The sequence below is a fragment of the Rhodococcus sp. FG69 genome (assembly GCF_057808915.1).
The window spans coordinates 83,341-109,019 of record NZ_JBMDIX010000006.1 but is presented as its reverse complement, the minus strand read 5'-3'; the positions used below and the strand labels follow the sequence as shown (position 1 = coordinate 109,019).

General features: G+C 64.2%; 28 protein-coding genes. 16 read left to right on the top strand and 12 right to left on the bottom strand.

What is annotated here, in order from left to right:
* Positions 1-45: 45 nt before the first annotated feature.
* Positions 46-1,797, top strand: coding sequence for a proline--tRNA ligase (locus ACODSO_RS07210; protein WP_489036084.1), 1,752 nt, complete (start codon positions 46-48; stop codon positions 1,795-1,797).
* Between the two features lie 63 nt (positions 1,798-1,860).
* On the top strand, positions 1,861-3,582 hold the full coding sequence (locus ACODSO_RS07205) for an acyl-CoA dehydrogenase family protein (RefSeq protein WP_489036082.1): 1,722 nt from the start codon (positions 1,861-1,863) through the stop codon (positions 3,580-3,582).
* Here ACODSO_RS07205 and ACODSO_RS07200 read toward each other — a convergent pair.
* Positions 3,579-4,175 (bottom strand): TetR/AcrR family transcriptional regulator, encoded by a 597-nt coding sequence (locus ACODSO_RS07200; RefSeq protein ID WP_489036081.1) that lies wholly within the window; start codon positions 4,173-4,175, stop codon positions 3,579-3,581. The two genes, ACODSO_RS07205 and ACODSO_RS07200, sit on opposite strands and share 4 nt — an antisense overlap.
* Before the next feature lie 94 nt (positions 4,176-4,269).
* Here ACODSO_RS07200 and ACODSO_RS07195 point away from each other — a divergent pair, with 94 nt between their 5' ends.
* Positions 4,270-5,745 (top strand): DHA2 family efflux MFS transporter permease subunit, encoded by a 1,476-nt coding sequence (locus ACODSO_RS07195; RefSeq protein WP_489036080.1) that lies wholly within the window; start codon positions 4,270-4,272, stop codon positions 5,743-5,745.
* Here the strand turns inward: ACODSO_RS07195 and ACODSO_RS07190 are convergent.
* Together ACODSO_RS07190 and ACODSO_RS07185 are read right to left on the bottom strand one after the other, a co-directional pair.
* On the bottom strand, positions 5,660-6,100 hold the full coding sequence (locus tag ACODSO_RS07190) for a ferritin-like domain-containing protein (RefSeq protein ID WP_068375583.1): 441 nt from the start codon (positions 6,098-6,100) through the stop codon (positions 5,660-5,662). The genes ACODSO_RS07195 and ACODSO_RS07190 overlap by 86 nt on opposite strands.
* A complete protein-coding gene (locus tag ACODSO_RS07185; protein WP_489036079.1) occupies positions 6,097-6,603 on the bottom strand; it encodes a hypothetical protein in 507 nt (168 codons plus the stop codon). Before ACODSO_RS07185 ends, ACODSO_RS07190 begins: the two co-directional genes overlap by 4 nt.
* 134 nt (positions 6,604-6,737) lie before the next feature.
* On the opposite strand from ACODSO_RS07185, the gene rimP reads away from it, so the two are divergent.
* From rimP to ACODSO_RS07145, 8 genes are all read left to right on the top strand, one after another.
* Positions 6,738-7,313, top strand: coding sequence for a ribosome maturation factor RimP (gene rimP / locus ACODSO_RS07180; RefSeq protein WP_489036077.1), 576 nt, complete (start codon positions 6,738-6,740; stop codon positions 7,311-7,313).
* A complete protein-coding gene (gene nusA / locus ACODSO_RS07175; protein WP_489036076.1) occupies positions 7,310-8,320 on the top strand; it encodes a transcription termination factor NusA in 1,011 nt (336 codons plus the stop codon). The genes rimP and nusA overlap by 4 nt, the downstream gene beginning before the upstream one ends.
* 7 nt (positions 8,321-8,327) lie before the next feature.
* Entirely contained in the window at positions 8,328-8,732 is a 405-nt protein-coding gene (locus ACODSO_RS07170) for a YlxR family protein (protein ID WP_489036075.1), read from the top strand.
* A gap of 98 nt (positions 8,733-8,830) precedes the next feature.
* The gene (gene infB, locus ACODSO_RS07165) at positions 8,831-11,722 is read left to right on the top strand and encodes a translation initiation factor IF-2 (protein WP_489036074.1); all 2,892 of its coding nucleotides are present in this window, start codon (positions 8,831-8,833) and stop codon (positions 11,720-11,722) included.
* A gap of 125 nt (positions 11,723-11,847) precedes the next feature.
* Positions 11,848-12,138: a DUF503 domain-containing protein gene (locus ACODSO_RS07160; RefSeq protein WP_489036073.1), complete on the top strand. Its 291-nt coding sequence runs from the start codon at positions 11,848-11,850 to the stop codon at positions 12,136-12,138.
* Between the two features lie 32 nt (positions 12,139-12,170).
* Positions 12,171-12,638, top strand: a complete 468-nt coding sequence (gene rbfA / locus ACODSO_RS07155; protein ID WP_068375595.1) for a 30S ribosome-binding factor RbfA — start codon at positions 12,171-12,173, stop codon at positions 12,636-12,638.
* 4 nt (positions 12,639-12,642) lie between these two features.
* Positions 12,643-13,602, top strand: a complete 960-nt coding sequence (locus ACODSO_RS07150; RefSeq protein WP_489036072.1) for a DHH family phosphoesterase — start codon at positions 12,643-12,645, stop codon at positions 13,600-13,602.
* Positions 13,589-14,935: an MATE family efflux transporter gene (locus ACODSO_RS07145; RefSeq protein WP_489036071.1), complete on the top strand. Its 1,347-nt coding sequence runs from the start codon at positions 13,589-13,591 to the stop codon at positions 14,933-14,935. The genes ACODSO_RS07150 and ACODSO_RS07145 overlap by 14 nt, the downstream gene beginning before the upstream one ends.
* On the opposite strand, the gene ACODSO_RS07140 is transcribed toward ACODSO_RS07145, so the two are convergent.
* From ACODSO_RS07140 to ACODSO_RS07120, 5 genes are read right to left on the bottom strand one after another with little or no spacing between them, the layout of a single operon-like run.
* On the bottom strand, positions 14,917-15,993 hold the full coding sequence (locus tag ACODSO_RS07140) for a sulfate/molybdate ABC transporter ATP-binding protein (RefSeq protein WP_489036069.1): 1,077 nt from the start codon (positions 15,991-15,993) through the stop codon (positions 14,917-14,919). The genes ACODSO_RS07145 and ACODSO_RS07140 overlap by 19 nt on opposite strands.
* Positions 15,990-16,748: an ABC transporter permease gene (locus ACODSO_RS07135; protein WP_489036176.1), complete on the bottom strand. Its 759-nt coding sequence runs from the start codon at positions 16,746-16,748 to the stop codon at positions 15,990-15,992. The genes ACODSO_RS07140 and ACODSO_RS07135 overlap by 4 nt, the downstream gene beginning before the upstream one ends.
* 20 nt (positions 16,749-16,768) lie before the next feature.
* Complete coding sequence (gene modA, locus ACODSO_RS07130) at positions 16,769-17,530, bottom strand: molybdate ABC transporter substrate-binding protein (protein ID WP_489036174.1); 762 nt, start codon at positions 17,528-17,530, stop codon at positions 16,769-16,771.
* Entirely contained in the window at positions 17,530-17,934 is a 405-nt protein-coding gene (locus ACODSO_RS07125; protein WP_068375605.1) for a TOBE domain-containing protein, read from the bottom strand. The genes modA and ACODSO_RS07125 overlap by 1 nt, the downstream gene beginning before the upstream one ends.
* 33 nt (positions 17,935-17,967) lie before the next feature.
* Positions 17,968-18,138, bottom strand: a complete 171-nt coding sequence (locus tag ACODSO_RS07120) for a hypothetical protein (protein WP_197480799.1) — start codon at positions 18,136-18,138, stop codon at positions 17,968-17,970.
* 97 nt (positions 18,139-18,235) lie between these two features.
* Here ACODSO_RS07120 and ACODSO_RS07115 point away from each other — a divergent pair, with 97 nt between their 5' ends.
* From ACODSO_RS07115 to truB, 3 genes are read left to right on the top strand one after another with little or no spacing between them, the layout of a single operon-like run.
* Positions 18,236-19,159, top strand: coding sequence for a metallophosphoesterase family protein (locus ACODSO_RS07115; protein ID WP_068375607.1), 924 nt, complete (start codon positions 18,236-18,238; stop codon positions 19,157-19,159).
* The gene (gene npt / locus ACODSO_RS07110) at positions 19,156-19,818 is read left to right on the top strand and encodes a 4'-phosphopantetheinyl transferase Npt (protein WP_068375610.1); all 663 of its coding nucleotides are present in this window, start codon (positions 19,156-19,158) and stop codon (positions 19,816-19,818) included. The genes ACODSO_RS07115 and npt overlap by 4 nt, the downstream gene beginning before the upstream one ends.
* A 26-nt stretch (positions 19,819-19,844) precedes the next feature.
* The gene (gene truB / locus ACODSO_RS07105; RefSeq protein WP_489036067.1) at positions 19,845-20,771 is read left to right on the top strand and encodes a tRNA pseudouridine(55) synthase TruB; all 927 of its coding nucleotides are present in this window, start codon (positions 19,845-19,847) and stop codon (positions 20,769-20,771) included.
* A 17-nt stretch (positions 20,772-20,788) separates the two neighbouring features.
* On the opposite strand, the gene ACODSO_RS07100 is transcribed toward truB, so the two are convergent.
* Genes ACODSO_RS07100 through ACODSO_RS07085 form a run of 4 tightly spaced genes read right to left on the bottom strand, consistent with a single transcriptional unit; the run spans position 20,789 to position 24,092 of the window.
* A complete protein-coding gene (locus ACODSO_RS07100; RefSeq protein ID WP_489036065.1) occupies positions 20,789-21,496 on the bottom strand; it encodes a metal-dependent transcriptional regulator in 708 nt (235 codons plus the stop codon).
* Positions 21,497-21,549: 53 nt separating this feature from the next.
* Positions 21,550-22,365, bottom strand: coding sequence for a metal ABC transporter permease (locus tag ACODSO_RS07095; RefSeq protein ID WP_489036173.1), 816 nt, complete (start codon positions 22,363-22,365; stop codon positions 21,550-21,552).
* A gap of 48 nt (positions 22,366-22,413) precedes the next feature.
* Positions 22,414-23,154 (bottom strand): metal ABC transporter ATP-binding protein, encoded by a 741-nt coding sequence (locus ACODSO_RS07090; RefSeq protein WP_489036171.1) that lies wholly within the window; start codon positions 23,152-23,154, stop codon positions 22,414-22,416.
* A gap of 5 nt (positions 23,155-23,159) precedes the next feature.
* The gene (locus ACODSO_RS07085) at positions 23,160-24,092 is read right to left on the bottom strand and encodes a metal ABC transporter substrate-binding protein (RefSeq protein WP_489036063.1); all 933 of its coding nucleotides are present in this window, start codon (positions 24,090-24,092) and stop codon (positions 23,160-23,162) included.
* Between the two features lie 102 nt (positions 24,093-24,194).
* Here ACODSO_RS07085 and ACODSO_RS07080 point away from each other — a divergent pair, with 102 nt between their 5' ends.
* The gene (locus ACODSO_RS07080; protein WP_068375620.1) at positions 24,195-25,163 is read left to right on the top strand and encodes a bifunctional riboflavin kinase/FAD synthetase; all 969 of its coding nucleotides are present in this window, start codon (positions 24,195-24,197) and stop codon (positions 25,161-25,163) included.
* Positions 25,164-25,250: 87 nt separating this feature from the next.
* Entirely contained in the window at positions 25,251-25,520 is a 270-nt protein-coding gene (gene rpsO, locus ACODSO_RS07075; RefSeq protein ID WP_068375622.1) for a 30S ribosomal protein S15, read from the top strand.
* Positions 25,521-25,679 lie beyond the last annotated feature (159 nt).

Sequence of the window (25,679 nt, the reverse complement as noted above, 5' to 3'; positions counted from 1 at the left end):
GAGCAACGTTACCGTTCCGTTGGACACCGACTACGCTCGTACCCCGTGATCACCCGTCTCTCGCAGCTGTTCCTCCGTACCCTTCGCGACGATCCGGCCGACGCCGAAGTCGACAGCCACAAGCTGTTGGTGCGCGCAGGCTACGTCCGTCGCATAGCGCCGGGCGTGTACTCGTGGCTGCCGCTCGGTCTCCGAGTGCTTCGGCAGGTCGAGAAGGTGGTTCGTGAGGAGATGAATGCAATCGGAGCGCAGGAGATCTCGCTCCCCGCGTTGCTGCCCCGCGACCCGTACGAGGTCACCAATCGGTGGACCGAATACGGCGACGCACTGTTCCGCCTTCAGGATCGCAAGGGCACCGACATGCTCCTCGGACCCACGCACGAGGAGCTGTTCGCGCTCACGGTGAAGGGTGAGTACAACTCCTACAAGGACTTGCCGGTCACCCTGTACCAGATCCAGACCAAGTATCGCGACGAGGAACGTCCTCGCGCCGGCATCCTGCGCGGACGCGAATTCGTCATGAAGGATTCGTACTCATTCGACCTGGACGAGGACGGGCTCAAAGCGTCGTACCACGCCCACCGCGAGGCCTACCAGCGCATATTCGCTCGCCTCGGCGTCAAGTACGTCATCGTCGCGGCAACGTCGGGAGCCATGGGCGGCAGCGCGTCGGAGGAGTTCCTGGCCGAAAGCGACATCGGCGAGGACACTTACGTCCGGTGCATCGAGTCGGGCTACGCAGCCAACGTCGAAGCCGTCACCACCGCTGCTCCTGACTCGCTCCCGATCGAGGGGCAGCCGGCCGCTGTCGAGTACGACACCGGCGACACTCCGACCATCGCGACACTCGTCGACTGGGCCGAATCCGCGGATCTCGGCCGTACCGTCACCGCGGCGGACACATTGAAGAACATTCTGCTCAAGGTGCGGCAACCGCGGGGCGAGTGGGAACTGCTCGCGATCGGCATTCCCGGAGATCGCGAAGTGGACGAGAAGCGTCTGGAGGCATCGCTCGAGCCGGCCGAGTTCGAACTCCTCACCGATGCCGACTTCGAAGCGAATCCTTTCCTGGTGAAGGGCTACATAGGTCCACGAGCCCTGCAGGCCAACGGGGTTCGCTACCTCGTGGATCCTCGAATCGTCGACGGCACGTCCTGGATCACCGGGGCCGATGCCAAGGGCAAGCACGTGGTGAACCTCGTCGCAGGCCGTGACTTCACGCCGGACGGCACGATCGAAGCGGCGCGAGTGCGCGACGGCGACATGTCGCCCGACGGTCGAGGGCCGCTGGTCAGCGCCCGCGGAATCGAAATCGGCCACATTTTCCAACTCGGTTACAAGTACACCGACGCGTTCGCCGTCGACGTCCTCGGGGAAAACGGCAAGCCGGTTCGGCTCGTGCAGGGCTCCTACGGCGTCGGTGTCTCTCGTCTCGTCGCCGTGATCGCCGAGCAGATGCACGACGACAAAGGTCTGCGCTGGCCGGCCGCGGTTGCTCCGTTCGATGTCCACCTCGTCATCGCCAACAAGGACGATGCCGCCCGCGCGGGTGCCGAGGCGATCGCTGCCGAGCTGGACGTCCAAGGATTGGATGTGCTTCTCGACGACCGCAAGGCTTCGCCCGGGGTGAAGTTCAAGGACTCCGAGCTGATCGGAATGCCTCTCGTAGTCGTCGTCGGACGCGGGTGGGCAGACGGCAAAGTCGAAATTCGTGACCGGTTCACCGGGGAAAGCCGAGAACTGGACAAGGAGACGGCGACCGCCGAGATCGTGAAGGCCGCGCGCACGAGGAACTGATTTCACAGTCCCGGTCGGTTACTCGCTGGTAGCTTCGAGTAACCGACTAGGAGAGGTGACAGCGTGGCGCACGTTGCTTTGTTCGATCCCACAAAATTCGACACGACCCGATTCGACGACGAGACCGCCCGACAGCTGCGCGCGCTGATCGACTGGTTCGAAGGGCGGGGCAAAGCGCGATTGCTCGCCGATGATCTGGGTGCAGTCTGGACCAGTGACTTTCTCGAGTTCGTCGCGAAGGAAAAGCTGTTCGCGAACTTCTGCACGCCCGCCGCGTATTCCGACGGCGACCCGAACAAGCGCTGGGATGCTTTCCGCAATGCCGCGCTGAGCGAGATTCTCGGGTTCTACGGGTTGTCCTACTGGTATGCCTGGCAGGTCACCGTGCTCGGTCTCGGACCGATCTGGATGAGCTCGAACGACGCAGCAAAGTCCCGCGCCGCCCGCCTCCTGGACGACGGCGGTGTCACGGCGTTCGGATTGTCCGAGCGAGCACACGGTGCCGATGTCTACTCCACCGACATGCTGCTCGAGCCGACGGGCGAGAGTGGCGTCGAGTTCACCGCAGCGGGGGAGAAGTACTACATCGGCAACGGCAACATCGCAGGCATGGTGTCGGTCTTCGGTCGGCGTAGCGACATGGACGGTGCACCGGCCTACGTCTTCTTCGTCGCAGACAGCGGCCACGAGAAATACTCGTTGCGAGACAACGTCGTTCACGGTCAGATGTTCGTCAGTACGTTCGTGCTGGAGGACTACCCGGTTCGCGCCGAGGACATTCTGCACTCCGGCGCGGACGCGTTTTCGGCGGCACTGAACACCGTCAACGTCGGGAAGTTCAATCTGTGCACCGGATCCATCGGAATCGCCGAGCATGGGTTCCACGAGGCGATCACGCACGCGCACAACAGAATCTTGTACGGAAATCGCGTTACCGAATTCCCGCATGTCCGGGCAAGTTTCGTAGATGCCTACTCGCGCTTGATCGCGATGAAACTGTTCAGTGCACGGGCACTCGACTACTTCCGAACGGCAGGTCCCGATGACCGCCGCTATCTGCTCTTCAATCCGATGACGAAGGCGAAGGTCACCTCGGAGGGTGAGATCGTGGTGCGGACACTGCACGACGTGATTGCTGCAAAGGGATACGAGAAGGACACGTACTTCCGCGAGGCGGCGCAACTGATCGGGACGCTTCCGAAGCTCGAGGGCACCGTCCATGTCAACGTCGCGCTGATGCTGAAGTTCATGCCCGCGTACATGTTTGCGCCCGTCGAGTTTCCCTCGGTCGCAACGCGCGACGACGCCTCCGACGATACGTTCTTCTTCGCGCAAGGCCCGGCTCGTGGGTCGGGGAAAGTGCGCTTCCACGATTGGGCGCCGATGTACGAGAAGTATTCCGCTGTACCGAACGTCGCGCGCTTCTACGAACAGGCGCTGGCCTTCAAGAAATTCCTGGCCGATGCGGCGCCCGACGAAGGTCAGCAGAAGGATCTCGACTTCCTGCTGAACGTCGGGCACCTGTTTTCGTTGGTCGTCTACGGGCATCTGATCCTCGAGAGCGCGGATGCGGTGTCCACCGAGGTGTTGGATCAGATCTTCGACTTCCAGATCCGCGACTTCTCGGCGTATGCCGTTGCGTTGCACGGCAAGCCGTCGTCGACCGAGGATCAGCAATCGTGGGCGCTGGGTGCGATTCGCAAGCCGGTCGTCGACAGGGGGCGGTTCGACGCCGTATGGGCTGAGGTCCTCGGCTACGACGGTGCGTACGAGATGAACCCCTAGGGCGCGGTTTCGAGCTGGTCCAGATCCGGACCGAATGCGCAGCTCGCCAGTTCGCCGAGGGCGGAGTCGTCCTCGGCGTGCTCGGGTGCCTGCATGGCGAGAAGGCAGTTCAGTAGCATGCCGTTCGCGATGAAGTCGCGGGCTTCCTCGGGCGTGCATCCGGTGCTGTCCTTGATCTGGGTGTAGATTGCGGCCATGCCTGCGCGGCCCTGTGCCCCGATCTCGGGAGTGCTGCCTGCCGTGAACCCGTGCATCATCACCAACAACAGGTCTCGGTCGGCGACGAGTTCGGTGTAGGCCCCGCCGAGTGCTGCCCATACGTCGCCGTCCGGATACGGCTCGGTTCCGTTCAGTACGTCGTCGAAGGCCCTCATGATTCCGTCGATGGCTCGTTGAAATGCCAGTCTGAACAGCTCGCTCTTGGTGCCGAACATGCGCACGACGTAAGGCTGAGACACGCCTGCCTCTTTGGCCACGGCGTCCGTGCTGGTGCCGGCGTACCCGCCCTTGGCGAAAGCGCGGGTGGCCGCGTCGAGCACCAGCTCACGCCGATCGGATGCGTCCATGCGGGTGGTCTTCGTCGGAGCTGCCATGTTGACAGGTTATCAGTCGATAACTAGCGTCTGTCGTTGTAAGTAATCATTCGATGCTTACTACGGCAATTTGCATCACGCGAAAGGATCGACGATGGCCGTTACCACCGAAACGCAGCACTCACCGTCGCGCACTGTCCCCATCTGGGTCGGGATCGTCGCGGCTTCGCTTCCGATGTTCATGGCAACACTCGACAACCTCGTGATGACCAGTGCGTTGCCGGTGATTCAGGCTGATCTGTCGGCTTCGGTCGGCGAACTGCAGTGGTTCCTCAATGCATACACACTCAGTTTCGCGACATTGATGCTTGCGGCGGCCACGCTGGGCGATCGGTGGGGTAGGCGGAACGTCTTCCTCGGCGGCATCGCAATCTTCACCCTCGCCTCCATTGCCTCGGCTCTCGCGACCACCCCTGCGATGCTGATCGCCGCACGGGCGATTCAAGGCGCCGGAGCAGCGGCGATCATGCCTCTGTCGCTCACGCTGCTCGCCGGGGTGGTTCCGGCGGCGAAACGCGCACTGGCCATAGGCATCTGGGGAGGGGTGTCCGGACTCGGGGTCGCGCTGGGGCCGGTGGTCGGCGGTGCGGTCGTCGACGGCATCTCGTGGGAGGCCATCTTCTGGATCAACGTGCCGGTCGCCCTGATCGCGGTGCCACTCGCGCTCGTCGCGCTGAAGGAATCGTTCGGCCGCAAGCAACCTCTCGACTATCTCGGGATCGTCCTCGCAGGCGCCAGCGTCTTCCTGCTCGTCTGGGCCGTCGTTCACGGCAACGACGATGGTTGGACCTCCGGCTCGGTGCTTCTGTCGTTCCTGGTGTCGGCTCTCGCGCTGGTGGGCTTCGTCGTTCGGCAACGGCGCGGCGCATTCCCCGTCGTCCCACTCAGACTGTTCCGCTCACGCAGCTTCTCGATCGCGAACATCATCGGCGTCACCTTCACGCTCGGAATGTTCGGGGCTGTGTTCCTGCTGTCGCAGTATCTGCAGATCGTCATGGGGTACTCCCCGTTCCAGGCGGGACTGCGCACGTTGCCGTGGACGGCGGCGCCCATGATCGTGGCGCCGCTCGCAGGTCTTCTCGCGCCGAGGCTCGGTCTTCGCGCACTACTCGTGGGTGGACTCACGCTGCAAGCCGGCGCGCTGGTCTGGATGGCCGCGATACTGCAGCCCGGGGCGTCGTACGCGAGTATGGTCCCTGCTCTGGCGATGGCGGGCATCGGAATGGGCCTGACCTTCGCGCCATCGGCAACGGCGGTACTGACCGACATGGCCGAGGTCGATCACGCCACGGCGAGCAGTACCAACTCCACTATCCGCGAGATCGGTGTTGCGCTCGGAATCGCGGTGCTGACGGCAGTGTTCCTCGGTGCGGGCGGCTCGTTGACACCGACCGGTTACACCGATGCGCTTGCCCCTGCACTCCTCGTCGGTGCCGGAGCCGTCGCGGTGGGAATTCTCGCCGCGCTGTTCATGCCGACCGGAATCAGGGCTGCCCGGGAAACGGAGTCGAGGACGGAACCACTCCCAGGATCTCTCGCCAGTTCGCCAGTCGCAGTGCAGCTTCCGTGAGTGCAGTGATTCCGGTCTCCCTGGTGGGGCCGGAATTACTGCGTTCGATCACAGACCGCCACGCGATCGACGTGTCGACCTCCGCTTGCGCGGCCAACTGGGCCGCCGTGATCGGATCGGTGACCGGGAACGGCGTCGTATAGGCCGTGGCAGGTTGGGGTGCGGTGACGCTTGCCGCCTTCAGCGCGTCGATCGTCGCGTCCCGCCGGGCCCGGTGCGCTGCGGCGTTGGCCGCCACGACGTCGGCCCGCGCTGGATTCGAGAATGCCCCGACGATTCCGTACGCGAAGACGGCGGCGTACTCCGCGTTCAGTGCGTCGACCAGGGCTTGCTGTTCCTCCCCGAGTTCGTTCATGCCAGCACCACGATCGATTGAACGGTGCATGCTGCGCTGATCGAACCGAGAAGTCCGGCTCGATATCCCGACTCGTTCCGGGCCGAGTCCGCGGCGCTACGACCCGATTCGGACAGGCTGGTCATCAGCTCCTCCAGTGACGGTGGTGGGTTCTGCGCAGTCGTGGTCGTGGGCGGGGTGGCGGGGAGGGTGCTCTCGTCGGCGACCCCCGCGACGCGGTCGATCTCCGCGGCCAAGGAATCGGCGTGTGCGCCTCGCTCCGACTGAATCACGGAGAGTGCGCCCGCACGTTCGGGAAGAGTCGCGATCAACGCTGCGGCCATGTCCGCGTCCTTCCGGGCCCGCCGAAGGTGCGTCGTCAAAGTGTCGACTGTCGCGGCAGTGTCCTCGTCGGAGGAGCATCCGGCGGTCGCGACGAGGCCGACGGTCGCGAGCGCTGCGGCCGCCGCCAGCCGGATCGCCGAGCGGCGACTGAGGGATGGGGCGATTGCGGGCGTCGGCACGTTCACATGGTGCCAGGTACGCCCTCGATCGTGCGCACCCGCTCCTGGTCACAGACACCTCTCGATGGCGCTAGGCTGTACGTTCACCGTCTGACGATGATTCGCCCACAACTTCACGAGGAGTGCACACCACGATGCCTGTTCCGTCCAAGGAGAGGGTCATCGCGCTCCTGTCCGATCTGATCCACGCTCAGGGCTTCGACCTCGAGGACGTCAACGTCGTGTCGGCGGGCAAGCACAGCGCTGTTCGGATCATGGTCGATCGCGAGCAGGGGATCGACCTGGACGCCCTGCCGATTCTCAGTCGCGAGATTTCGGAGGTGTTCGACGGCGTGTCGGACTTCGGCGAAGCGCCGTACACCCTCGAAGTCACTACGCCCGGCATCGACCGACCATTGACGGAAGAGCGGCATTGGCGCCGCGCTCGTGGTCGATCGGTGCGGATCGAGTTGGCCGAGGAGAAGTTCGACGGGCGGGTCGGAGTCCTCGACGGCGGCGTCGTGACCATTGTCACGCGTACGAAGGGCGTCCTGGCCACTCGGGCCGTCGAACTGTCCAGCGTCGTCAAGGCTGTTGTGCAAGTAGAGTTCTCGCGGCCCAAGGCCGAGGAGATGGAGTTGGCGGGCGGTGTCGTGGACGGTCGGCCCGCGCCTGCGGACTCCGACGAGATCGTGAATGTGGAAGCACCGGAAGAAGGGTCCGACAAGTGAATATCGACATAGCTGCATTGCGCGCGATCGAGGCCGAAAAAGGGGTCTCGATCGACACCGTCATCTCGACGATTCAAACTGCACTGTTGACCGCGTACCGGCACACCGAGGGCCATCAACAGCATGCGTGGATCGATGTCGATCGCAAGAGCGGTTCGGTCAAGGTTATGGCCAAGGAGATCGACGAGGACGGCAACACCATCTCGGAGTGGGACGACACTCCGGAGGGATTCGGTCGTATCGCCGCGACGACAGCGCGCCAGGTCATTCTGCAGCGCCTGCGCGACGCCGAGCACGAGCGTTCCTTCGGCGAGTACTCCACGCACGAAGGTGAGATCGTCAATGGGGTCATCCAGCGCGATACGAGAGCAAACGCCAAGGGCACCGTCATCGTCCGTATCGGCAGTGAAGCCAACGGGGCGGACGGTCTGCTCCCGCCGGCCGAGCAGGTTCCGGGCGAAAGCTACGAGCACGGCGAGAGAATCAAGTGCTACGTCGTCGGAGTCGCGCGTGGTCAGCGTGGGCCGCAGATCACGCTGTCCCGGACTCACCCGAACCTCGTTCGGAAGCTGTTCGCGCTCGAAGTGCCCGAGATTGCCGACGGGTCGGTGGAGATCATGGCTGTGGCTCGTGAGTCCGGCCATCGCTCCAAGATCGCCGTGACTTCCACCGTCTCCGGTCTCAACGCCAAAGGCGCGTGCATCGGACCCATGGGACAACGCGTGCGCAACGTCATGAGCGAACTCGCGGGGGAGAAGATCGACATCATCGACTTCGACGAGGATCCGGCCACCTTCGTCGGGAATGCGCTGTCGCCGTCGAAGGTTGTGTCGGTGACCGTCGTCGATGCGGCTGCCCGCGCTGCTCGTGTCATCGTCCCCGACTATCAGCTGTCCCTGGCCATCGGCAAGGAGGGACAGAACGCGCGGTTGGCTGCTCGGCTGACCGGTTGGCGGATCGATATCCGAAGCGACGCGGCCGCGGCACCCGAGTCCACCAGCGGGTAAGTGCAGAATGCGGAGTTCGGAGCAATACAGCGGTAGAGTGGGAGTTGGTTCGGAATTGAACTCCATGCCCCGTAGTCATGTGAGCACCGGTTCGACGCCTTTACGTCTACCGGTGCGAACTTGTGTCGGGTGCAAGGAGAAAGCTCCGACCGCCGACCTGCTGCGTGTCGTGGTCAGTCGTTCGGACGGTGAATCGCAATCTTCCGATTGCATCATCGTCCCGGATGTCGAGCATCGACTTCCCGGTCGAGGCGCATGGTTGCACCTCGATCGGAATTGTCTCCACAACGCGGAGCGGCGCCGAGCCTTCGGCAGAGCACTACGAATACCTGGAGCGATCGACATTTCCGCAGTCGACGCCTTCGTAGAGCGCAGAGTTCTACCCGACGAGAAGAACAGGCAACAGCACTGATGAGCACACCGTGAAGCACCGACGATGAACGTCCATCGGAATTAACCCGAGGTCGTGCAGGCACCAATGCCTCGCTCGGCCTCTCAGTGAGGAGAGCAGTGGCAGGCAAGGCCCGCGTGCACGAGTTGGCAAAAGAACTCGGTGTCACCAGTAAGGAACTACTCGCACGGCTCAAAGAGCAAGGCGAGTTCGTCAAATCAGCTTCGTCCACCGTCGAGGCGCCTGTGGCGCGTCGTCTACGTGAATCGTTCCCGTCCGAGAAGTCGGACTCGCCGTCCGAGAACGGCAGCGCGACCGCGAGCGCACCCAAGCCGAGCATGGGCGCCAAGCCCGGCGGTCCGCGTCCGGGCCCCAAGCCTGCCGCGCGTCCGACGCCCGCAGCGCCCGCAGCCGCGAAACCTGAAACTCCGGCAGCACCCGTACCAGCACCGGCGACTCCGGCACCAGCAGCTCCGGCCCCCGCCGCACCTGCCGCGCAGGTAGAGTCGGCGGCCCCAGCGGCCGCGACCCCGGCTCCGGCTCCGGCGCAGCAGGCGCCGACGGCCGCAGAGACGGAATCGGCACCTGCCGGACCCAAGCCGGGCGCACCGGGACCGAAGCCAGGTCCCAAGGCGCCTCGGGTCGGCAACAACCCGTACTCCTCGGCGCCCGTGGAGCGTCCTGCTCCACGCCCAGCTCCCGGCAGTCCCCGCCCCGGCGGGGCACGTCCGACGCCGGGTCAGGGCGGAGCTCGTCCAGCCGCTGCGCAGGGTGGAAGCCGCCCGGCTCCCGGACAGGGCGGTCCCCGTCCGGCTCCGGGCCAGGCTGGACCTCGTCCGAGCCCCGGTTCGATGCCTCCCCGTCCGAATCCAGGTGCAATGCCGACACGTTCGGCACGACCGAGTCCGGCAGCAGGCCGCCCGGGACGCCCAGGTGGCGCGCCGGGTGGACGTCCGGGTGGCGGTGCAGGCGGCGGCGGATACCGCGGCGGTGGCGCACCGGGTGCTCCCGGTGGAGCACCCGCAGGTGGAGCTCCCGCAGGCGGTTTCCGCGGTCGTCCAGGTGGCGGTGGCCGTCCCGGTCAGCGCGGAGCGGCTGCAGGTGCATTCGGTCGTCCAGGTGGAGCTGTCCGTCGCGGTCGCAAGTCGAAGCGGGCGAAACGCGCCGAGTACGAAAGCATGCAGGCTCCCGCAGTCGGCGGCGTCAGGCTGCCTCGCGGCAACGGTGAGACCATCCGTCTCGCTCGCGGCGCATCGCTGTCGGACTTCGCTGACAAGATCGACGCGAACCCCGCAGCGCTCGTGCAGGCCCTGTTCAACCTCGGCGAGATGGTGACGGCAACTCAGTCGGTCAACGACGAGACGCTCGAACTGCTCGGCGGCGAAATGAACTACGTCGTCCAGGTCGTCAGCCCCGAGGACGAGGATCGCGAACTGCTCGACAGTTTCGACCTCACCTACGGCGAGGACGCGGGTGGCGAGGACGACCTCGAGCAGCGTCCGCCGGTCGTCACGGTCATGGGCCACGTCGACCACGGCAAGACGCGACTGCTGGACTCGATCCGTAACACCGCCGTTCGCGAAGGCGAAGCCGGTGGTATCACGCAGCACATCGGTGCTTACCAGGTGCTGACCGAACTCGAAGGCAACGAGCGTCTCGTAACGTTCATCGACACCCCCGGTCACGAGGCCTTCACGGCCATGCGTGCTCGTGGTGCCAAGGCCACGGACCTCGCGATCCTGGTCGTCGCTGCCGACGACGGCGTCATGCCTCAGACGGTGGAAGCGATCAACCACGCGCAGGCAGCAGATGTGCCCATCGTGGTTGCGGTCAACAAGATCGACAAGGAAGGCGCGAACCCGGACAAGATCCGTCAGCAGCTGACCGAGTACGGCCTGGTAGCCGAGGAATACGGCGGCGACACCATGTTCGTCGACATCTCTGCGAAGCAGGGCACCAATATCGATGCCCTTCTCGAAGCGGTGCTGTTGACTGCCGATGCGTCGCTCGACCTGCGTGCGAACCCGGACATGGATGCTCAGGGTGTTGCGATCGAGGCGCACCTCGACCGTGGACGCGGACCGGTTGCCACGGTCCTCATCGCTCGCGGAACGCTCCGCGTCGGCGACTCGATCGTGGCGGGAGACGCCTACGGACGCGTCCGCCGCATGGTCGACGAGCACGGCGAAGACGTCACCGAGGCGCTGCCGTCACGTCCTGTCCAGGTCATCGGCTTCACGTCGGTGCCAGGTGCAGGCGACAACCTCCTGGTCGTCGACGAGGACCGAATCGCCCGTCAGATCGCCGATCGACGAAATGCACGCAAGCGCAACGCGCTGGCAGCCAAGAGTCGTAAGCGCATCAGCCTGGACGATCTCGATGCAGCTCTGAAGGAGACCTCACAGCTCAACTTGATCCTCAAGGGTGACAACTCGGGAACCGTCGAGGCGCTGGAAGAGGCCTTGCTGGGTATCGAGATCGACGACGAGGTCGAGTTGCGCGTCATCGACCGCGGTGTCGGTGGCGTCACGGAGACCAACGTCAACCTGGCGTCGGCGTCGAACGCGATCATCATCGGCTTCAACGTTCGTGCGGAGGGCAAAGCCACCGAGCTAGCCAACCGCGAGGGTGTGGACATCCGGTACTACTCGGTTATCTACCAAGCGATCGACGAGATCGAGAAGGCCCTCAAGGGCATGCTCAAGCCCGTCTACGAAGAGGTTGCTCTCGGTCAGGCCGAGATACGCGCGCTGTTCCGTTCGTCCAAGGTCGGAAACATCGCAGGTTGCCTCGTCACCTCCGGTACGATCCGTCGCAATGCCAAGGCACGACTGTTGCGCGACAGCACAGTGGTCGCCGAGACCGTCACGATCTCCTCGCTTCGCCGCGAGAAGGACGATGCGGTCGAGGTGCGCGAGGGCTACGAATGTGGTCTCACGGTCACGTACTCGGACATCAAGGTCGGCGATGTCATCGAGGCGTACGAGCTGCGTGAGAAGCCGCGCGACTAGCACGTGCTCGGCTGTAGTGGATCAAGGGGAGTGACACTGCACTGATTCGAACGAGGCCTGGCGGCGGTACTGATCGGTACCGCCGCCGGCATCGTTCGAGTCTTTCCGATTCGAAGGATGGCCGCGTGTACCTGGGTGCTCTCGAGCTGGACGTGTTGTTGGGGGATATCCGTTCGCTCGCCGACAAGCGTTCGACCGTGTTGCCGGTTCTGTCGGAGCTGCAACGGTTCGGGGTGTCGGCGGCGGAGACGGGGGAACGAGATCGTTTTCGGCGTTCACTGTTCGGCATCGCCGCCGTCGGCTCCGATGTCGAAGGTCTGCACGACAAGCTGGACGAATGCGAGCGACACGTCGCCGAGCGTCACGATCTGGAATTGTTGGCAGTCAGAAGAAGAATTTTCGGTCCCGAGGACTGACTCGGTACCGCGTGTGAGGAGCGTGAAAGTTCATGGTGGATCAGGCAAGAGCTCGCAGGCTCTCGAAGCGAATTGCCGCCATCGTTGCGACGGCCATCGACCACGAGATCAAGGATCCGCGGCTGGCGTTCGTGACGATCACCGATTGCAAGGTCACAGCGGACTTGCACGATGCGACGATCTATTACACGGTGATGGGTGAGGATCTGGACACGCCTCCTGATCTTCAAGCCGCATCCGCAGGTCTCGAGAAGGCCAAGGGTGTTCTCAGGTCCAAGGTGGGTGCGGGGACGGGCGTCAGGTTCACCCCGACGTTGACGTTCATGACGGACACCGTTCCCGATACGGCCCGGCACATGGAAGAGCTGCTGGAACGAGCTCGGCAAGCCGACAGCGAAGTTGCACGGGTCGCCGCCTCGGCCAAGCCCGCGGGCGACCCCGACCCGTACAAAGCTCCACGCGAGTCCGTCGAGGATTCCGAGTCCACCGACGTGGACTGACCGAGTGGACGAGTTGTTCGCGTCTGCCATCTCGCTGCTCGAGACTGCGCAGAGTGCGACGGTGCTGTGCCACGTCCAGCCGGACGCCGACACGATCGGCAGCGGACTTGCGATCGGAACAGTGTTGGCTCGGCGTGGCGTCGAGGTGCAGGTTGCGTTCGCCAGCCCCCGTGAGCTTCCCGAGTCGATGAACGAACTGCCCGGCCGTGACATGTTGACCGCGCCCGAGGACGTTCGATCCCGGGTCGATCTGGTCGTCACGGTCGACGCGGGCAGTCGCGGCCGACTGGGCGCACTCGCCGACCGAATCGACACGGCCGACGCGTCTCTGGTCATCGACCACCACCGGTCCAACACGAGATTCGGCACGCTGAACGTGGTCGACGACGGTGCGGAGTCCACGACGGCTGTCATCACGCGTCTGCTCGACGCCTGGAACGTTGCCATCGACGCCGACCTGGCCCACTGTCTGTTCGCCGGCCTGGTCACCGACACCGGATCCTTCCGGTGGGTTCGTCCGGGATCCCACCTGCTTGCCGAACGGCTACTCGCCACCGGCATCGACGGTGCTGCGATCGCGCGCAAGCTGCTCGACAATCACCCGTTCGGTTGGCTTCCGATGCTTGGTTCCGTTCTCGGTTCGGCAGCTCTCGTACAGGATGCCGTCGGGGGGCTCGGCCTCGTCTATGCGGTGATTCTGCGTGAAAATTCCGAGGGTATGCGATCCGAGGAGATCGAGAGCGTCATCGACATCGTTCGGACAACCTCCGAGGCGGAGGTGGCTGCGGTGTTCAAACAGCAATCCGGTGACGAGTGGACCGTGTCGCTGAGGTCGAAGACCGCCGTGGACGTCTCGACGGTGGCTGCGACGCTCGGGGGCGGTGGTCACCGCAATGCGGCAGGCTTCACCGCTCACGGTACGAAGGCCGACGTGATCGACTCACTGGTCGATGCGCTCGGTTGAGACGAGCGCAGCCGGAGATGCATCGCCGCGTCGAATACTCGGTCTTGCGCTGCCGGCCCTCGGAGTGTTGGCGGCCGAGCCGATCTACCTGCTCTTCGACGCAGCTGTGGTCGGACGCCTCGGTGCGCTCCCACTTGCGGGTCTGGCGGTAGGCGGCCTCGTTCTTGCGCAGGTCAGCACTCTGACGTTTCTCTCCTACGGCACGACGGCGAGAGCAGCCCGCTTGCACGGGGCCGGTCGTGATCGGGACGCGATCGGAGAGGGCGTCCAGGCGACCTGGCTCGCGCTGGCACTCGGTCTGATCATCGTCGGTGTGATGCAAGTGCTGTGCGTACCGATTCTTACGCTCATAGGTGGCGGTGGCGAGATTACGACCGAGGCCACCGCGTGGTTGAGGGTCGCGATACTCGGTGTGCCGTTCATCCTCGTGTCGCTGGCGGGTAACGGTTGGATGCGAGGACTTCAAGACACCGTACGGCCCCTCCGTTTCGTGCTTGCAGGGCTTGGTCTGTCTGCGATTCTGTGTCCGGTGCTGGTCCACGGTCTGCTGGGTGTCCCGCGTCTCGGCCTGGTCGGTTCGGCCGTTGCGAACGTCCTCGGGCAAGCCGTGGCCGGCGCGTTCTTCATGGTCGCGATCGTGCGCGCAGGTGTGCCGCTGCGTCCGTCGTGGTCGATCATGCGAGCACAGTTGATACTCGGCCGAGATTTGATCATTCGAACGCTTGCGTTCCAAGCGTGTTTTCTGTCGGCCGCTGCGGTGGCATCGCGATTCGGTGCGGCGTCGGTTGCCGCGAATCAGGTCGTCCTGCACATGTGGAATCTCGTGGCGCTCACGCTCGACTCCTTGGCGATCGCAGCGCAGTCACTGGTCGGCGCGGCTCTCGGTCGATCCGACGCGAGCGGCGCAACTCGGCTCGGCTGGCGCCTGACCGTATGGTCCACGGTGTTCGCAATCGCGCTTGCAGCGTTGTTCGCGGCCGGGTACACCGTGATTCCCGGGCTGTTCACCACGGACCTCTCGGTCGTCGCGGCGATGCACTCCATCTGGTGGATCTTCGTGGCGATCGTTCCGATCGCGGGAGTGGTGTTCGCCCTCGATGGGGTGTTGCTCGGGGCGGGAGATGCTGCGTTCCTGCGCTCGGCGACGCTCGGGTGCGCACTCGTCGGCTTCCTGCCGTCGATCTGGATGGCGTTGGCCTTCGATTGGGGTGTTCGCGGCATTTGGTTCGGGCTGGGCATTTTCGTGGTTCTCCGCATGATCGCCGTCGTCCTGCGAATGATGTCCGGCCGCTGGGCGCTGGTCGGTGCGGACATTCAGCGCGTCGCGGAGTGAAGCGCTACCTCTTGGCTCTTGACGACGAAGAAGACGGCTAGACCGGGTTCGAGATCGAGTTCGGCGACGGCAGCGGGCGTGACGTCCGCTGCGATTCCGGGGCTCCCATCCGGATGCTGATCCGCCCTGAGGCGGACCGTTGCACCGTGGACGTCCATCGATGCGATGGTCACCGGGAAGACGTTTCGCGGGCTGGCGTGTGGGGGTTCGAGGTGCACCGCGACGGCAGCGGGAGCGAAGATCGCGACACTGCTGCCCCCGGTGTCGGTCCCGCTGAGCCCCGAAACGGTCAGCCCCCACGACGTGGTCAGCGAATCGGCGCCGTCCATGGTGCCCGACACGAGGTTGACGCCCGCGATCCGCGCAGCGAACGCGCTGCGAGGAGCCGTGAGTACCTCGGTGGTCGGCCCGCGCTCGACGACTCGTCCGCTCTCGACGACCACGACTGTGTCCGCAAGTGCCAACGCGTCGAGAAGATCATGAGTGACGACGACGGCTGTGCGTCGTTGGTCGCGCAGGACCCTCCGCAGCAGGCGCCGCACGGCAGGTGCGGTGTCGACGTCGAGGGCCGACATCGGCTCGTCGAGGAGGAGGACCCGAGGATCGGCTGCCAGGGCACGTGCGATGGCGACGCGTTGCGCTTGGCCCCCGGAGAGTTCACCGGGCTTGCGGTCGGCGAGTTCGATCGCGTCGACGGACTCCAACCATTGCCGGGCTCTCTCGTGTGCCGCGCGTTTGCGCAGTCCGCGACTGCGGGGCCCGAACGCGACGTTCGCTTCGACCGAGAGGTGCGGAAACAGAAGGGCGTTCTGCGTCAGGCTTGCGACCCCACGGGCATGGGCAGGGACGAAGGTACCGCTGGAGGTGTCGGTGACCACGTCGTCCCCGAGCAGCACGCGTCCAGTGTCCGGCCGGATCAATCCTGCGATCACGGACAGCAAGGTCGACTTTCCAGCACCGTTCGGACCGAGGACCGCCACGACCTCGCCGTCGGCGCAGTCGAACTCGAAGGACACGCCGCGACCGACAATTCCGGCTGTGAGCGATATCGAACTCACAGTGCGCCCGCCACGCGTCGACCGCGAGCAGCGACGACGACGACGGCCGCAACGACGATGAGCAACAGCGACAGTGCGACGGCAGCGTCGGCGTCGGTCTCGCGCTGAAGGTAGATCTCCAGTGGGAGGGTCCGAGTCACCCCTTCGAGCGAACCGGCAAAGGTCAAGGTCGCGCCGAACTCGCCGAGAGCGCGCGCGAAGGCGAGGACCGATCCGGACACGAGGCCGGGCAGGACGAGTGGAATGGTGACACGTCGGAGAACGGTGGTGGGACGAGCGCCGAGTGTGGACGCGACCGTCTCGTACTCGCGACCGGAACTGCGCAGTGCGCCTTCGAGACTGACGACGAGAAACGGCAGTGAAACGAACGTCTGGGCAAGCACCACCGCTGTGGTGGAGAACGCAATGGACAGCCCCCACCCCTCGAGGTATCCGCCGAGCAGACCGAGCCGACCGAACGTGTACAGCAACGCGATACCTCCCACCACGGGCGGCAGGACGAGGGGCAGCAGAACGAGCGTTCGCAGCATCGACAATCCAGGAAAATTCGTGCGGGACAACACCATCGCCATCGGAACGCCGAAGACTATGCACATCAGGGTGCTGATTGCAGCGGTTCGTAGGCTGAGCATCAAGGCGGTGCGAGCGGATTCGGACGTCACGAGCGGAACGAAGTTCGTCCAGTCGATCTTCAGCAGGATCGCGAGAAGTGGCGTGACCACGAACAACCCGCCTAGCGCTGCGGGAACGAACATCCACCGCGGGAGCCCCGGGTTCACGGTGCCGCGAACCCGGCTTCGGTCAATACTCGGCGGCCGGTCGCACCGGTGACCAGTGCTTCGAATGCCGTCGCCGCGGCCGCATTTCGACTGCTCTTCAGTACTGCAACGGGATAGGTGTTGACGGCTTCTCGGGCTTCGGGGAAGTCGACGGTCGTCACCTGGTTGCCGGCTCCTGCTGCATCGGTGACGTAGACCAGGCCTGCATCCGCCTGCCCCGACGTGACCTTGCCCAGTACGTCGGTCACCGAAGCCTCCTCGCTGACCGCGGGAACGATTGTGCCGGTTGTTCTCTCGACTGTGGTGGTTGCGTTGCCGCACGGAACCTGCGGTGCGCAGACCACTGTCAGGATGTCGGGGTCGGCCAGGTCGGCAAACGACGTCACGTCCTTGGGATTGCCGAGTGCGGTGACGATCGTAAGGGTGTTGGTTGCGAAGTCCACCGGCTCGCCATCGACGAGATTTGCCTCGACTGCCTTGGTCATGTTCGCGGTGTCCGCCGAGGCGAAGACGTCTGCCGGTGCGCCCTGCGCAAGCGCAGTGACGAGGTCCGAGGATCCGGCGAAGTTGAACTCCACGGTCACTGCGGGATTCTCGGCCTCGAAGGTCGCACCCAGTTCGGTGAACGTCGATTTCAGCGATGCGGCAGCGAAGACGGTGATGGTGTCGGTCGCGGAGCCGGTGTCCGCGGGATTTCCGCATCCCGCCAGCACGGTGACAGCTCCGCCGAGGGCGAGAAGGGTGATCGGTGTTCGCATCACGAGGCAGTTGCTTCGACGATGACGGTGGTTGCTTTGACGACGGCGACGGAGATCTTCCCCGGCTCCAGGCCGAGGTGTCGTACCGATTCGGTGCTCATGAGCGACACGACGGTGAAGGGACCACACTGCATCTCGACCTCGCTCATGACGGTGTCCGAGGTCACCTTCGTGATCAGTCCGACGAAACGGTTGCGTGCCGAGCTGCCGGTCCCGGTCGGATCCGGTGGTGGTGCTGCGTGCTGACGGGCAAACCTGGCGAGTTCGGCGCCGTCGATGACCTTGCGTCCGGCGTCGTCCTTCTGAGCGGTCAGTGCACCGCTGTCGATCCATCGACGGACGGTGTCGTCACTGACTCCGAGTAGTTCGGCGGCGTCCTTGACGCGTATCCGTGGATGCGGCACAAACGAAACTCTAGACCAGCAAGTGCGTATGTTCTAACGGTTTCGACGTGAAATAACTGCACGCGCTAGGAAGTGGGCGGCAGCCAGCGCCACGCTGCAGACGACCGCGGTAATCGCGAAACCGGCCACGAAGTTGTCGGAGGCGATTCCCGCCAGAAATGCGGCCATGACGGTGAGCAACACGCCTGCCGGAAGAATTCCCATGGCCCGATTGTCGCACTGCCCGGAATCGCAGGAGACAATGAAGCGTTGGTAGTGATTCGGGAAGCACGCACACTCACAATCGGAAGGACTGTGGCCTGTGACAGCCAAGCTCTGGGCAGTCAGTGACATTCACGTCGGTCACCGCGGCAATCGTCCGGTCACCGAGGATATTCACCCTGAATCCCCCGAAGACTGGCTGATCGTCGCAGGCGACGTCTCCGAGAAGACCGACGACATCAAATGGGCCCTCGAGTTGCTGCGCAGCAGGTTCGCGAAAGTGATCTGGGTGCCCGGCAACCACGAGCTGTGGACCACCGCCAAGGATCCTGTCCAGATTCATGGTGTCGCGCGCTACGAGTACCTGGTGAACCTCTGTCGAGAGATCGACGTCGTGACGCCGGAAGATCCCTATCTCGTCTGGGAAGGCGAAGGTGGCCCAGCCACCCTCGTACCGATGTTTCTGCTGTACGACTATTCGTTCCTGCCGCGAGGTGCTCTCGACAAGGAACACGGACTGAAGATCGCCCGGGACAAGAACGTGGTCGCAACGGATGAGTTCCTGCTCTCACCGCAGCCCTACGCGACCCGAGATGCGTGGTGCCGCGCGAGGATTTCGGCCACTGCGGAACGACTCGACGGGCTCGATCTTTCGATCCCGACGGTACTGATCAATCACTTTCCGATGGTTCGCCAACCGACCGACGTGCTGTTCTACCCGGAATTCGCGTTGTGGTGCGGCTCGACGCTCACGGCCGATTGGCACACTAGGTACAACGCAGTGTGTTCGGTGTACGGGCATCTCCATATTCCGCGGACCACGTACTACGACGGTGTGCGCTTCGAAGAGGTTTCGGTCGGCTATCCGCGCGAGTGGCAGCGTCGCGGTTTGCCGAGCAACGTACTTCGCCAGATACTTCCGGTGCCCGAGTACCCCGAGGGAACGCTGAACAAATGGGGCGGACACTTCACCGTCACGCCCGAGATGGAAGCCGAGGTCGAGAAGATGAGGGCGAACAAGTGATCGAGTCGATCCTGCCGAACGGCGTCGTCGCTGCCGAACTCTTCGAGGATCCTCCCGGCCTGGAGCCGCACCCGCTGGAAGCGCCTCTCATCGCCAAAGCAGTCGACAAGCGCAAGCGCGAGTTCACGTCGGCGCGGCACTGTGCGCGGGTGGCGATGGACAAGCTCGGGGTCGAGCCGGCTCCGATCATGAGGGGCAAGTCGGGCGCTCCACAGTGGCCGAAGGGTGTCGTCGGCTCGTTGACCCATTGCGACGGCTATCGCGGCGCAGTCCTCGGATACGCGCTGCAGGTTCGGTCCGTCGGCATCGACGCCGAGCCACATGGGCCGCTGCCCGACGGCGTCCTGGACGCCGTGAGTCTGCAATCCGAACGTGACTGGCTCGCCACTACCGATTCCGACATGCACTGGGACCGCCTGCTGTTCTGCGCCAAGGAAGCGACGTACAAAGCGTGGGAGCCGCTGACCGGACGCTGGCTCGGGTTCGAGGACGCCCACATCACCTTCGAGCGGACGTCCACCGGAAGCGATTTTTCGGGGACTTTCCACTCCGACCTTCTGGTGCCCGGGCACACCGAATCGGGTGCTCCCTTGTCCTCGTTCGACGGCCGTTGGCTGATCGCCGACGGGCTGATCGTCACGGCGATTGCAGTGATGTGAATCCGCGCCTGGCAGAATGATCTCTCGTGTCTGCACGCGGAAAGTTGTCCTCCGGCCTCGTCGGCGCCGGGTTGTTGATCGTGGACAAGGGTCCCGGGGTGACGAGCCACGACGTCGTGGCCTCGTGTCGAAAGCTGCTGGGCACCCGGAAGGTCGGGCATGCCGGGACTCTCGACCCGATGGCGACCGGGGTGCTCGTTCTCGGCATCGAACGCGCGACGAAGATGTTGGGTCTGTTGGCGCTGACCACGAAGGCGTACACCGCAACGATTCGGCTCGGCCGAACCACATCGACGGACGACGCAGAGGGCGAGACCGTCGCCGACGCCTCCGCATCGGCGGTCGAGGATGCGGACATTGCCCGTCAGGTCGCGCTGCTCACGGGCGATATCGAGCAGGTTCCCTCCAGCGTCAGCGCCATCAAAGTGGACGGACAGCGCGCACACAAGCTGGTGCGCGCCGGCGAGGAGTTCACGATCCCGGCGCGACGGGTGAGCGTCACCCGCTTCGATGTGCTTGCTCGGCGCAACGTCCCCGGGACGGGGTTCGTCGACCTCGATGTCGAGGTCGAGTGTTCGTCGGGGACCTATGTACGAGCGTTGGCTCGCGATCTCGGCGCTGCGCTCGAGGTCGGTGGTCATCTGACGGTCTTGCGCCGCACGCGCGTCGGACCGTTCACACTCGACCACGCGCGGACGCTCGAGCAACTTGCGGATGAACCCGGTGTCAGTCTCGACATCGACGAGGCGGCTCGCACCGCGTTCCCACACCGGCAGGTCGACGCGGACGAGGCCGAAGCCATCAGTCAGGGACGGTGGCTCGATCCGATCGGGCTGCCCGGGGTGTATGCGGCACTAGACCCGACCGGACACACCATCGCGCTCCTGCAGGAGAAGGGCAAGCGGGCCAGTTCGGTCATGGTTGTCAGGCCGGCGACGCTGCGGGGTTTGTAGCTAAGCGAGGTCTGTAGCTACGCGGGGATCATCCAGATGGCTTCGGCGGCGCGCTGGCCGAGGTCGATCGAACTTCGTTCGCTCAGCCCGAGCTCGATGGCCACCGTGCCGGCGTAATCGCGCCGTTCGACGACCCTGATCGGAAGGTCGAGCGAGATCCCGACGGAGTCGAAGTATCTGAGCATGGCGGGATCGGAGTCCGAGATCCGCGCGACTCGTCCGCATTGACCGTCGATGTAGTCGCTCAGGCGTGTCGCTTCGGGTGAGGCGATCGCGCCGTCGACGGAGGGGATCGGGTCGCCGTGTGGATCACGTTCCGGGAAGCCGAGTTTCGCGTCGATACGCGACATCATGAGGTCGGAGACGGCGTGCTCGAGTATCTCCGCTTCGTCATGCACCTCGTCCCATCCGTAGCCGAGTTCGCGCACCAGATACGTTTCGATGAGCCGGTGTCGGCGAACCATGGCGATGGCCGCGGCACGCCCGCGATCGGTCAGCGAAATCGCCCCGTAGCGCGCATGATCGACCATTCCTTGATCGGCGAGCTTGCGGATCGCCTCGGAAACCGTCGAGGCGGAGACACCGATGCGCTCGGACAGCATCTTGGTGCTGACCGAATCCTCGCTCCACTCGCTGGCAGTCCAGATGACCTTCAGATAGTCCTGCGCGACAGCCGACAGCTGTACTTCGTCGGCAGTGGACGGGTCCCCGGTGCGTTCAACCACGCAATGGAGCTTAGGCAATCCATCCAGAAATGACACGTCAGCGTGGCCGACGCTCACACGGTGGCCGCCTCGCGGCGTCGGAGTGCTCGCGTCACCATGCCTTGCGTCGGACTGAACAGGTACGCAAGTGTGAACACCGATCCCTGCGCCAGTACGACGGTTCCGCCGGAAGACACGTCGAGATAGAAGCTGACGTAGATCCCGACAACGGCGCAGCCGACGCCGATAGCCGGTGCCAGCAGGAGCATGCGCCCGAAACGCTGCGTGAGCAGATACGCCGTCGCACCGGGCGTGATGAGCATCGCGACGACCAGAATGACGCCCACTGCTTGCAGCGCGACCACCGTCGTCAGCGCCAGGAGCGTCAGCATCAGCCCGGAGAGGAATGCCGGGGAGATACCGACTGCTCGCGCCTGTGTGCGATCGAACGCGAACAACGTGAAATCTCGTCGCTTGACGATCATCACCACGAACGCGAATCCGCCCAACACGACGACCTGCCACATATCGCCCTGCGATACGCCGAGAAGGTTCCCGAACAGGATGTGATTGAGGTCGATCTGACTGGGAAATTTCGAGATGAGTACGACGCCGAGTGCGAACAGCGTGGTGAAGACAACCCCGATGGCCGCGTCCTCTTTGACCTGAGTTGTGTTGCGCACGACTCCGATGGCACCGACCGCGACGAGTGCGAACAGCAGGGCGCCGATGGCGAACGGAGCACCGAGCAGGTAGGACAGCGCTACGCCCGGCAAGACCGCGTGTGAGACGGCGTCGCCCATCAGGGACCAGCCGATCAACACGAGCCAGCAACTCAGCACCGCGCACACGATGGATGCGACGATCGTGACCAGCAGAGCACGCTGCATGAAGGTGTACTGCAACGGTTCGACGAAGAAATCCACGAGATACACGGTTCAGCTCGCTTCCGAGGTACGCAGGGGGTCGACGCCGAAGGCCATTGCGAGATTTTCCGGACGTAGTACGTCCAGTGGCGTGCCGTGCATCAGCACACGTTGCTGCAGAAGCACTGCTTCGTCGCACAAGTCGGGCAGAGCGTGCAGGTCGTGAGTGGACACCAGGACCGAAGCGCCTGCTGCGGTCAGTTCGCGGAGCAACCGCGTGATCGTGGACTCGGTCCGCTTGTCGACGCCTGCGAACGGCTCGTCGAGCAGAAGCAGCGACGCCTCCTGTGCGATCGCGCGGGCCACGAACGCGCGCTTGCGCTGTCCACCGGACAGTTGGCCGATCTGTCGACCGGCCAATTCGGTCAGGTCGACCCGTTCGATCGCTGCGGCGACGGCATCGCGGTCCCGGGCACGGGGGGTGCGCATCCAGTTCTGTTTGCCGTAGCGCCCCATCATCACTACCTCGCGCACGCTGATCGGGAAGGTCCAGTCGACCGACTCGCTCTGCGGGACGTAGCTCACGGTCCCGTCCTTACGCGCCTTGGACGGGAGCCCGCCGAAGATGCTGATCGATCCGGTGTCCGGCCGAACGACGCCCATGATTGCTTTGAACAGGGTGGATTTGCCGGAGCCGTTCATGCCGACCAGACCGCATACCCGGCCCGGTTCGAGTGTGAGCGAGGCGTCGATGAGGGCGGTGACGTCGCGATAGGCGACGCTTACTCCGGATACGTGCAGGGCGGGTGTCATCTCGTTCATTCCGGCTTTCGCAGTAGAGCGTCGGTGATGGTGCGGGCGTCGTAGGTCAACAGGTCGAGGTAGGTCGGGACGGGTCCACCTTCTTCGCTGAGCGAATCCACGAAGAGCTTTCCGCCGAACCGAGCCCCGGTGTCTTCGGCGACCTGGAGTTGGGCCTTGTCCGACACGGTGGACTCGCAGAACACAGCTGGTACGTCGTTGTCTTTCACGAAATCGATTGCTGCGACGACCTGCTTGGGAGTGCCCTCCTGCTCGGCATTGACCGGCCAGAGGTACATCTCCTGCAGGTCGAAGTCCCGGGCCAGGTAGCTGAATGCGCCTTCGCACGAGACGAGTGCGCGCTGGTTCGGCGGCAGCATGTCCAGATCGGTCTTCAATTCGGCACTCACGGCGCGGATTCGGGTCTTGTAGTTCTCCGCATTGGCGCGGTAGTCCGCCTCGTGGTTCGGATCGAGGCGAACGAACGCCTCGGCGATGTTGTCGACGTAGGTCTCCGCAACCACCGGTGACATCCAGGCGTGCGGATTGGTCTTTCCTGCGTAGGCATCCCCACGTATGAACACCGGTTCCACGTTCTCGCTGACGACGGCGTGCGGGGCGGGGACGCGTTCGACGAACTTCTCGAACCATGCCTCCAGGCCGAGCCCGTTGTCGAGGATGAGGTCCGCCTGCTCTGCGGTGCGAAGATCTCCGGGAGTCGGCTCGTATCCGTGAATCTCGGCTCCGGCCTTGGTGATCGATTGCACCGTCAAGTGCTCGCCCGCGACGTTGCGTGCCATATCCGCCAGGACCGTGAACGTGGTGAGCACGAGGGGCTTGGATTGGTCGATCTGTCCGACGTCGTCCTCGCCGACCGCACGGGCGCACCCGCTCGACGCGGCGGCGCACACCAGCATTACTGCGACGACGCGAAAAAATAAGTTCGGCACACCGAAATATTGGCAGAGTGTTCGAGGGTTTGTCCACAGGTGTTTGCCGAGACACACCGATCCGGAAGTGACCGCTCGAGATATGGGCCGTAGGCTTCGTCTGTGCTGAGATGGCGAGGTCTCGACGATGTACCTGCAGACTGGGGTCGCTGCGTTCTCACGATCGGCGTGTTCGATGGCGTTCACCGCGGTCATGCCCAGCTGATCACCCGCGCGGTGACATCGGCCCGGGAGCGTGGGGTACCGAGTGTGCTGATGACGTTCGATCCGCATCCCATGGAAGTAGTTCGTCCTGGAAGCCATCCGGCCCAACTGACTACGCTCACGCGCCGAGCCGAGTTGGCCGAGGATCTCGGCATCGATGTCTTCTGTGTGATGCCGTTCACGCCCGAGCTGATGAAGCTGACACCCGAACGCTACGTGCACGAGATTCTGGTGGAGCGGCTTCACGTGGCGGAGGTAGTCGTGGGGGAGAACTTCACCTACGGCAAGAAAGCTCTCGGCAACGTCGCCCTACTGCGCAAGATCGGTGAACGATCAGGGTTCGCCGTGGACGGTGTCAACCTTCTGGCCGAGCATGCCGTGACGTTCTCCTCGACCTACATTCGTTCGTGCGTCGACGCCGGTGACGTCGCAGCTGCCGCTGCAGCTCTCGGGCGCCCGCATCGGGTCGAGGGCGTCGTGGTGCACGGTGACGGCCGGGGTCGACAGCTGGGATATCCCACTGCCAACGTCGCTCCGCCGATGTACTCCGCCATTCCTGCCGACGGCGTGTACGCCGCGTGGTTCACCGTGCTCGGCCCAGGGCCGATCATGGGCACGGTCACTCCGGGCGAGAGGCATCGCGCCGCAGTATCGGTCGGAACCAATCCGACATTCTCCGGGCGGACTCGCACTGTGGAGGCGTTCGTTCTGGACAGTGACGGCGACCTGTACGGCCAGCATGTGGCGGTGGACTTCGTCGAGCGCCTACGCGGTATGGAGAAGTTCGACTCCATCGACGACCTGATCGAGGAGATGGGCAGAGATTCGGAACGGGCACGCACGGTCCTGGCCCAGCAATCCTCCTGATAGGCTGTCTCCTCGGTGCACGCTGCGGTCCGTGGTGGCTGCGCCGCTTTCCTTTCCCGCGGACGTCAGTGATCAGGAGTAGTACCAGTGGCATTGACCACCGAACAGAAGAAGACGGTCCTCGGCGAGTACGGCTTGCACCCGACCGACACCGGTTCACCCGAGGCTCAGGTCGCGATGCTCACCAAGCGCATCGTCGATCTCACCGAGCACCTCAAGAAGCACAAGCACGACCACCACTCCCGCCGCGGCCTCCTGCTGCTGGTCGGACGTCGTCGTCGCTTGCTGAAGTACATCGCCAAGGTCGACGTCACGCGGTACCGTTCGCTCATCGAGCGTCTGGGACTGCGTCGCTAGTTTCCAGGTTCGAAATATGCAGTAGCCAACGAGGCAGTGCTTAGACTGTTCCTCGTTGGCTTTCTGTGTTTGCACGCCAGCAGGACATCGCGAGCACATGGGTGCTCGCGCATCGCCGTGCCCACCCGACGCTGTCGCAGTGTCGGTCGTAACTGCTGG

Excerpts from the sequence above, each read along its gene's own strand:
- ACODSO_RS07200 (WP_489036081.1), bottom strand. The coding sequence starts at position 4,175 with ATGGCAGCTCCGACGAAGACCACCCGCATGGACGCATCCGATCGGCGT.
- ACODSO_RS07195 (WP_489036080.1), top strand. The coding sequence starts at position 4,270 with ATGGCCGTTACCACCGAAACGCAGCACTCACCGTCGCGCACTGTCCCC.
- ACODSO_RS07190 (WP_068375583.1), bottom strand. The coding sequence starts at position 6,100 with ATGAACGAACTCGGGGAGGAACAGCAAGCCCTGGTCGACGCACTGAAC.
- rimP (WP_489036077.1), top strand. The coding sequence starts at position 6,738 with ATGCCTGTTCCGTCCAAGGAGAGGGTCATCGCGCTCCTGTCCGATCTG.
- ACODSO_RS07170 (WP_489036075.1), top strand. The coding sequence starts at position 8,328 with ATGCGGAGTTCGGAGCAATACAGCGGTAGAGTGGGAGTTGGTTCGGAA.
- rbfA (WP_068375595.1), top strand. The coding sequence starts at position 12,171 with ATGGTGGATCAGGCAAGAGCTCGCAGGCTCTCGAAGCGAATTGCCGCC.
- ACODSO_RS07145 (WP_489036071.1), top strand. The coding sequence starts at position 13,589 with ATGCGCTCGGTTGAGACGAGCGCAGCCGGAGATGCATCGCCGCGTCGA.
- ACODSO_RS07135 (WP_489036176.1), bottom strand. The coding sequence starts at position 16,748 with ATGTTCGTTCCCGCAGCGCTAGGCGGGTTGTTCGTGGTCACGCCACTT.
- modA (WP_489036174.1), bottom strand. The coding sequence starts at position 17,530 with ATGCGAACACCGATCACCCTTCTCGCCCTCGGCGGAGCTGTCACCGTG.
- ACODSO_RS07120 (WP_197480799.1), bottom strand. The coding sequence starts at position 18,138 with ATGGGAATTCTTCCGGCAGGCGTGTTGCTCACCGTCATGGCCGCATTT.
- ACODSO_RS07095 (WP_489036173.1), bottom strand. The coding sequence starts at position 22,365 with ATGCAGCGTGCTCTGCTGGTCACGATCGTCGCATCCATCGTGTGCGCG.
- ACODSO_RS07090 (WP_489036171.1), bottom strand. The coding sequence starts at position 23,154 with ATGACACCCGCCCTGCACGTATCCGGAGTAAGCGTCGCCTATCGCGAC.